Source organism: Segeticoccus sp. (genome assembly GCF_035708005.1).
The window spans coordinates 1-8,074 of the sequence record NZ_DASSTI010000085.1 but is presented as its reverse complement, the minus strand read 5'-3'; the positions used below and the strand labels follow the sequence as shown (position 1 = coordinate 8,074).

Below are 8,074 nucleotides of genomic sequence, written 5' to 3'. Positions count from 1 at the left end.
AGGAACGCCCCGCCGCCGAGCACCAGGATCGTGAAGGCGAGCAGCTTGCCGGCCAGCACGTGGTCGAGCCCGAAGATGATCGCCAGCGTGACGACGGCGGCCAGCACCGAGGCGAGCGTGAGGCGCACGTAGGTGCGGACCACGTCATACACCCGCAGCCCGCCGAGGCGACGGCGCATCCAGACGAAGCTCGCGACCGACCCGACGACGTTGCCCAGGGACAGGGCCGCGCCGGCGCCGACCGCCATCCAGCGGGCGGGGACGGTGAACAGCACGATGACGTTCGCGATCGTCGCGATGCCGCTGATGATGACCTGGAACCAGAACGGGGTCTTGGCGTCCTCGAACGCGTAGTACACCCGCTGCACGAGGAAGAACAGCCCGAACGGGATGAGCGCGGTCATCATCGCGATGAGGATGTCGCCGACGGCCAGCGCCGAGGACTCGTCCAGGTGGGCGAGGCTGCTGAAGATGGTGGTCGACATCGGCCGGGCGAGGATGATGCCGGCGATGGTGATCGGCACGGTCGCCACGCCGGTGAGCCGCAGCCCGTGCCGCACGTCGGTGCGCACCTCGCGCAGCCGCCCGGAGACCGCCGCCCGCGACATCCGCGGGAACAGCGCGGTGATGAGGGAGACCGTGACCAGCGAGTGCGGCAGCATGAACAGCAACAGCGCGGTGGAGTATGCCGCGCGCCCGGCTCCGTGCTCATCGGCCGCGGCGGCCAGCACCTTGGAGGCCATGACGAAGGCCAGCTGGCTGACCACGACGGCCCCGAAGGTCCAGATCGCGACGCGCGAGGCGCTGCGCAGGCCGACGCCACGGAATCCCCAGCGGGGGCGGTAGCGGAAGCCCTTGCGCCACAGCGGCCAGACGAGCACGGCCGCCTGCAGCGCCACCCCGATCGTGGCCGACCCGGCGACCAGCCAGATCATCGTCGGCGTCCACTGGTCGACCGGCGCGACCCGCTCCTGGGTGGCCAGGAAGATCCCGAACCCGCCGATCGCGACGACGTTGGCGAGCACCGGCGCCCACATGAAGGAGGCGAACTGGTTGCGGGCGTTGAGCACCTGCCCCAGCAGCGTGTACAGGCCGTAGAAGAACACCTGCGGCATGCAGATCAGCGCGAACACGGTCCCGAGGTGCTGGGCGTTGCCCGGCAGGTCGGGGCCGTAGATGTAGACCAGCGGCGCCGCGAGCAGCGTGAACACGACCGTCGCCGCCGCCAGCGCGGTCAGCGACAGGGTGAGCAGCCGGTCGACGTAGTCCTTGCCGCCGTCCGCGTGCCGGCTCGCCTTGGCGATCTGCGGCACCAGGATCGCGTTGAGCACCCCGCCGGCCAGCAGGGTGTGGATGATGTTCGGCAGGGTGTTGGCGATGTCCCAGGCGTTGGCCGCCATGGCGACGGTGCCCAGGGCGCTGGCCTGCAGGACCACGCGCACCATGCCGAGGACCCGGGACACGATCGTGCCCGAGGCCATCGCCAGGGAGTTGCGGGTCAGGCTGGCGGTGTCGGCGGTCGTGTCCGTCGCGCCACCGGTGGCGTCGCCGCCACTGCCGGCCGGCCCGACGCTGCCGCCGCTGATGGTGTCCCCGCTCACGGGGGCCTCACTCATGTCTCGTGCGTCCCGTTCTCGTTGTCACGCTGCTGTCCTCGGCCGCGCCGGTACGTCCGGAAGAGCCCGAGCGCGAGGATGAGCGCCGCCACGATACCCACGACCCAGTAGATCCACGATCCTGTGGGCTGCACGTGGACGATCACCTTCGGCTGCGTGCCCAGGACGGTGCCGTTCGGGGTGGTCAGCACCGAGTGGATCGGCACGTCCCCGGCGCCGAGCGCGGAGACGTGGACCCGCACGCTGGTGCGGCTGTGCGCCCCGATGTGCAGCAGCCCGGGTTGGCGGGCGATCTGCAGGTTCGGGTTGTCGGCGAACAGCTCGAGCTGCACCCCGCGCACGTCGGCGTTGAGGTTGTTGACCACGGTGATCTGCAGGGCGCCCTCGTCGGCGAGGAAGTTCACGTTGCTGGAGACCACGTGCACCGCTCGGAGCAGCGACCGGGTCTCGCCGCGCACGTGCCCGGAGAGCCTGGCCCACGCCGCCGGCGCCCCGCGCCAGCGGGTCGACAGCAGCTGCCGGTCGCTGGCGGCCGGGCGGCCGACGAGGTCGGGCTGCTGGCCCTCGGTGATGCCGGAGATGCCGTTGAGCTGCCGCATCGCGGACTGCAGCGCCCCCAGCCGTGCCGGGCTCAACGGTGAGCGCCCGGGCGTCGGGTAGGTGGGGATGCCCCTGCTGCCCTGCGGTGGGCTGGCCGAGCCGGTGGTCCGCAGCGGCTGGGTCAGCGGCGCGGCGCGCTGGGCCTGGCTGAGCAGGGTGGACGTGGTGGTCGGCTGCAGCCACGGCGTGTGCCGCAGCTGGCTGAACAGCTCCTGCAGCACCTCCGGGTCACCGGCGAAGCCGCGCGGCGGCGCGACCAGCACCGACCGGTTCACCGCCGGCTGCTGCTGGTAGATCGCCATCGTCTCGGCCAGGAACCGCTGGACCGTCGCGCCCCCGTCCTCCCGGTCGGAGGTGCCGGCAGCGAGCGCACTGAGGCGCTCGTCATACGTCAGCAGCGGGAGTCCGTCCGGTGACTTGTATGCCGCCGTGCCGGTCACCGAGTTCTCGTCCACCACCGTGCCCCGCGGGGTGATCGCCGCGGCGAGCTTGTGCGGGGCGGTGGCGTAGGCGCGGCGCAGCTCGGTCACGGTCGACCGGCTCAGCTGGGTGCCGACCGGCCAGGCGATGCCGGTGCGGACGTGCGTGCCGAGGCTGGAGGGGACCTTCTGCTGCATGAGGGCGGACAGGATCGGCAGGTCGGTGACGTGCTGGCCGTCGGCCGCCACGGCGCCCAGGTCCGGGTCACCGGACGGCAGCGTCCACAGCGGGTGGGCGGTCGTCGGCCCCGGGCCGGGGCCGGGTCCCTGGGCATTGCGCAGCCGAGCGGCGAGGTCGCCGGCCAGGTTGGCGATCTGCTGCTCGGGGCCCGGCGTGGTCGGGGTGGTGGGGCTGGAGGAGGAGGTCGGGCCGTTCGGCGTGGGGCTCGTCTCGGTCGAGCTGCTCGGGCTGGAGGGGGCGGTGGAGGCGCTCGGGTTGCTGGTGCTGGGGTTGCCGCCCGCCGGGTTGCCGGAGGAGCCCGACGTGCCCGAGTCGTTCGGGGTGCCGGTCTGGTCGCCGCTGGGGGAACCGCCGCTGGAGCCGCCGGTGGAGCCAGCCTCGCTGTTGCTCGTGGCGGTGGGCTGGGGCGTGGGCACGGCGCCGCCCGTGGAGGGGTTGTCGGACGGGCCGGACGGGCCGGACGATCCCGAGGTCGAGTTCGAGCCCGTCGACCCGGACGAACCCGAGGGACCCGAGGGGCCGGACGATCCCGACGGCGAGGGCGCCCCTGGGGTGGGCGTCGCTTGGACGTACGGCGAGACCATCGTCGGGTCCAGCACGTAGGTCACCGGGGCGTTCGCCGTTCCGGTGAGCAGCCCGTCGATGCGGGAGCCGGGACCGATGGCGGCCTCCCACGCGGCGAGGCGGTTCCTGCCGGGCTTTCCGAACAGGGCCGGGTCGGAGGGCAGGGTCAGCGGGATGACCCAGCTCATCTGCAGGCGGTGGTAGCTGGAGCTGTGGTCCCACGGCAGGAAGGTGCGCAGCGACCCCAGGGGGGCGGCACCCGGCTGTGCGACGACACCGGCGCCGCCCGACGACGGGCGCTTGCGCGCGGCCGGGCGGGACGGCATACCGGGGACGACCTCGAGGGTCGCGGGCAGGGTGCCGAAGGACAGGCTGGGGTGCACCGACTTCGGGCCGAGGTGGAGGGTGAAGGGCAGCTCCTCGCCGGGCAGGAGCACCGTGCCGACGGTCGCGTGGCCGACGACGTCGCCGGTCGGTCCGGTGTCCTTGCCGGAGGCCCAGTCGGCGAGGCGGCCGCGGGTGTCGAGACCGCGGTCGGCGACACGGAGCTGCACCACGGGGTGGCGCACGGCGGATGGACCGGTGTTCTGCACCGTGCCGGTGAAGCGGATGGCGCGGCCGGGGCGGGCGATCCCGGGTTCCACGTCCTGCAGGTGGACCTGCACGCTCGGGGACGATGTTCCACGTGGAACCGTCTGCCCCGCCGCCGCGCTCCGGCTCGGCGGGGTGCTGGCGGCGTGGATCCCGGCGGCATGGGCGCGGGGGGTGGGGCCGGCGAGACCGGTGGCGCCGGCGAGCAGCAGGGCCAGGGTGAGGGCCGCGAGCACCGCGAGACGTGCGCGGCTCACGGGCTTCCTGCCAGGCGATGCCAGGCCGCCTGGGCGATCCGCCGTTCATTGGGGAAGGTGAGCCGGGTGTGGACGCTGTCGAGGGGAAACCAGGCCGCGTCGATCGCCTCGTGGTCGGGGTCGCCCTCCACGCCGAGCTCACCCCCGGTGGCCTCGAGCAGGTAGTGGTGGACCCGCTTGTGCACCCGGCGGTTGGAGGTGGAGAACCAGTAGTCGATCGTGCCCAGGGTGGTCAGCACGATGCCGATGATGCCCGTCTCCTCGGCGACCTCGCGGGCGGCGGTCTGCTCGAGCGTCTCGCCCGGCTCGATGTGCCCCTTCGGCAGGCACCACTCGACCCGCCCGGCCCGGTTGCGCCGGGCGATGATGGCGATCCGGGCCATTCCCTCGTGGACATCGACGATGACACCACCCGCTGACGTCTCCTCCACGGCCGGCAGCTGGCGCAGCGGCCGGGTCGGTCGTGGGAGGGGGCGGTCCATTCCGTCACTCTAACCAGCGAAGGGTCGGCCCCCGGTGACCCGACGCCGTGGGGTCGGGCGCCCTTGCGTCGCCTACCCTTGAGTCTCGTGTCCGGCGAGCGCGTGCCCCCTGTGACCTCCGTGCCCGAGGCGTCGGAGGCGGAGTTGTTGCAGCGCGCGGTGACCCGGCTGGCCCCGGTGATCCCGCTGCTGACCGAGCTGGGGGAGCGGTTCGCCGCGGCAGGGCACGAGCTGGCCCTCGTCGGCGGTCCGGTGCGCGATGCGTTCCTGGGCCGGGAGTCGCCCGACCTGGACTTCACCACCGACGCGACCCCCGAGCAGACCGAGGACGTCCTCGCGCCGTGGGGGGACGCCCACTGGGACGTCGGCCGGGCCTTCGGCACGATCGGGGTGCGCAAGGGCGCGACGACGATCGAGGTGACGACGTACCGCGCCGACGCCTACGACCGCACCAGCCGCAAGCCCGAGGTCGCCTTCGGCGAGAGCCTGGAGGAGGACCTCGTCCGCCGGGACTTCACCGTCAACGCGATGGCGCTGCGGCTGCCGCAGCTGCACTTCGTGGACCCGCACGACGGGTTGGCCGACCTCGCCCGGAAGGTCATCGACACCCCCGGCACGCCGGAGCAGTCGTTCTCGGACGACCCGCTGCGGATGCTGCGCGCCGCCCGGTTCGTGGCCCAGCTGGGGTTCGAGGTGGCGCCGCGGGTGTGGCAGGCGATGACCGAGATGGCCGGGCGGATCGAGATCGTGTCGTCCGAGCGGGTCCGGGACGAGCTGGTCAAGCTGCTCCTGGCACCCGTGCCGCGGCCGGGCCTGCGGCTGCTGGTGGACACCGGGCTGGCCGCCGAGGTGCTCCCCGAGCTGCCCGCGCTGCAGCTCGAGGTCGACGAGCACCACCGGCACAAGGACGTCTACGAGCACACGCTCACCGTGCTCGACCAGGCCATCGCGTTGGAGAGCACGCCGGCCCAGGTGGCCGAGGCGTCGGGACCGGCCGAGGCGTCGGGACCGGCCGAGGCGTCGGGACCGGCCGAGGCGGAGGTGGTGGTGGGGCCTGACCTGGTGCTCCGGCTCGCTGCGCTGCTGCACGACATCGGCAAGCCGGCGACCCGGCGGTTCGAGAAGGGCGGTGGCGTGTCGTTCCACCACCACGAGGTGGTCGGCGCCAAGCTCGCCCGCAAGCGGCTCAAGGCGCTGCGGTTCGACAAGGAGACGGTCAAGGACGTCAGCCGGCTGGTCGAGCTGCACCTGCGCTTCCACGGGTACGGCGACGGGCAGTGGACCGACTCCGCCGTGCGCCGCTACGTCACCGACGCCGGGCCGCTGCTGTCCCGGCTGCACCTGCTCACCCGCTCGGACTGCACCACTCGCAACGCGCGCAAGGCCCAGCGGCTGTGGCGGACCTATGACGACCTCGAGGTCCGGATCGCCCGGCTCCGGGAGCAGGAGGAGCTCGACGCCGTCCGCCCCGAGCTCAACGGCAACGAGATCGCCGAGGTGCTCGGCATCAGGCCGGGGCCGCTGCTCGGCCGGGCGTACAAGCACCTGCTCCAGGTCCGGCTCGACCAGGGCCCGATCGGTGCCGAGGCCGCGGCAGCCGAGCTGCGGCGCTGGTGGGCCGACCAGCCCGAGTCGGCCGCGCAGTCCGCCTCGACCGACTGACCGACCACCAGCAGTCGCCGCGCCGGCCGCGGTGACCTGGAGGTCTGCGCCCTCAGTCGGTCTCGGGCTGCTCGTCGTTGTGCGGGGCGGTGGGCGTCACGCCCGGCACGCCGGCGTCCTCGGCGTTGTCGTCGCTGAGCGCCGCGGCCCCGTCCGGCCGGCCCTCCTCGGGCGCCATCATGCTCGGCTCGGTGTCCTGATCGGTGTCGTCGACGCGGTTGTCGTGCTGCGCCTGCTCGTTGGTCATCATGCTGTGCCCCTACCCGACCGCCCGCGGCCTCAACGCCCTCCCCGGCAGTTGTCGTCTCGGGCGTTGTTGCTGAGCTTCCGCGGTTGCCCCGAGCGGCCGGCCTTCAGCAACAAGCCGTCCACAGCTCAGTCGGCACGGTCGTCGGGAAACACCGATGAGTTTGTCGGCAGGACGCGGTCTACTAGAACGACATCCCAGGGAGGACGCTCATGACGACCGAGAACGTGCTCGACCGCGCCACCGAGCCCGCCGACGCCGCTGGGGCACTGCCCGACGCCGACGCCTCGACGGGTGCCGCCGACGCAGCTGCCCGGACCGCGGCCGACTTCCCGAGCCTCACCGACCCGTACCGCCGGGAGCTGCTCGCCCACTGCTACCGCATGCTGGGCTCCGTGCAGGACGCCGAGGACCTCGTCCAGGAGACCTACCTGCGTGCCTGGCGCTCCTACGACCGCTTCGAGGGCCGCTCCTCGGTGCGCACATGGCTGCACCGCATCGCCACCAACGCCTGCCTCACCGCGCTCGAGAGCAAGCAGCGCCGGCCCCTCCCGACCGGCCTCGGCGCCCCGAGTTCCGACCCGGAGGGCCCGCTCAACCAGCGCACCGAGGTCCCCTGGCTCGAGCCGCTGCCGGACTCCCTGGTCGGCACCGGCGCGGGTGAGGCTGCCGAGGTGAGCGATCCGGCATACCAGGCGACGTCCCGTGAGAGCATCCGGCTGGCGTTCGTCGCCGCGCTGCAGCACCTGCCTCCGCGGCAGCGGGCGGTGCTGATCCTGCGCGACGTGCTCGCGTGGAAGGCCGCCGAGGTCGCCGAGGCGGTCGGCGTCTCCACGGCGGCCGCCAACTCCCTGCTGCAGCGGGCCCGCGCCCAGCTCAAGGAGGTGGCGCCCACCGAGGAGAGCGTCGCCGAGCCGGAGTCGCCGGAACAGCGGGCGATGCTGGATCGCTACGTGAACGCGTTCTGGGAGAAGGACATCGACGCGATCGTCAGCATGCTCACCGAGGACGCGGTCTGGGAGATGCCGCCGTTCGACGGCTGGTACCTCGGCGCCGACGCGATCGGCCGGCTCATCGCGACGCAGTGCCCCGGCGGCGTGCACGACATGCGGATGCTGCCGGCACAGGCGAACGGCCAGCCCGCGTTCGGCCTGTACATGCGCGGCGAGGACGACGCCTACCACCCGTTCCAGCTGCAGGTCCTCACCCTGACCCGAGATGGTTCAGCGGCGACGTCGCAGGAGCCGCGAGATGGTTCAGCGGCGACGTCGCAGGAGCCGCGAGATGGTTCTTTGGTCAGCGTCCGGGTGAAGCACGTCGCGGCGTTCTTCGAGCCCGGGCTGTTCGCGCGGTTCGGGCTACCCGACTCGCTGCCGGCCGGCTGGCAGCCCCAGG

Annotated in this window: 6 protein-coding genes; 2 read left to right on the top strand and 4 right to left on the bottom strand. The window is 73.0% G+C overall.

Features of this window, described 5'->3' with window-relative positions; genetic code table 11:
• The 3 genes from murJ to VFL99_RS09340 form a co-directional block, all read right to left on the bottom strand.
• A partial coding sequence (gene murJ / locus VFL99_RS09350; protein ID WP_325106077.1) for a murein biosynthesis integral membrane protein MurJ occupies positions 1-1,616 on the bottom strand: 1,616 nt, incomplete at its 3' end.
• Positions 1,613-4,288 carry a DUF6049 family protein gene (locus VFL99_RS09345; protein ID WP_325106076.1) on the bottom strand — a complete coding sequence of 892 codons (2,676 nt, stop codon included), beginning with the start codon at positions 4,286-4,288 and terminating at the stop codon, positions 1,613-1,615. The genes murJ and VFL99_RS09345, both read right to left, overlap by 4 nt.
• Entirely contained in the window at positions 4,285-4,770 is a 486-nt protein-coding gene (locus VFL99_RS09340; RefSeq protein WP_325106075.1) for an NUDIX hydrolase, read from the bottom strand. The genes VFL99_RS09345 and VFL99_RS09340 overlap by 4 nt, the downstream gene beginning before the upstream one ends.
• An 87-nt stretch (positions 4,771-4,857) precedes the next feature.
• On the opposite strand from VFL99_RS09340, the gene VFL99_RS09335 reads away from it, so the two are divergent.
• Positions 4,858-6,432 (top strand): CCA tRNA nucleotidyltransferase, encoded by a 1,575-nt coding sequence (locus VFL99_RS09335; protein WP_325106074.1) that lies wholly within the window; start codon positions 4,858-4,860, stop codon positions 6,430-6,432.
• A 52-nt stretch (positions 6,433-6,484) separates the two neighbouring features.
• On the opposite strand, the gene VFL99_RS09330 is transcribed toward VFL99_RS09335, so the two are convergent.
• A complete protein-coding gene (locus VFL99_RS09330; protein ID WP_325106073.1) occupies positions 6,485-6,682 on the bottom strand; it encodes a hypothetical protein in 198 nt (65 codons plus the stop codon).
• Between the two features lie 209 nt (positions 6,683-6,891).
• On the opposite strand from VFL99_RS09330, the gene VFL99_RS09325 reads away from it, so the two are divergent.
• Positions 6,892-8,074, top strand: a 1,183-nt coding sequence (locus tag VFL99_RS09325) for a sigma-70 family RNA polymerase sigma factor (protein WP_325106072.1), incomplete at its 3' end; no start/stop codon positions are given.

Bases quoted from the DNA above. Each gene is read 5' to 3' on its own strand.
- VFL99_RS09340 (WP_325106075.1), bottom strand. From the start codon at position 4,770: ATGGACCGCCCCCTCCCACGACCGACCCGGCCGCTGCGCCAGCTGCCG.
- VFL99_RS09330 (WP_325106073.1), bottom strand. From the start codon at position 6,682: ATGATGACCAACGAGCAGGCGCAGCACGACAACCGCGTCGACGACACC.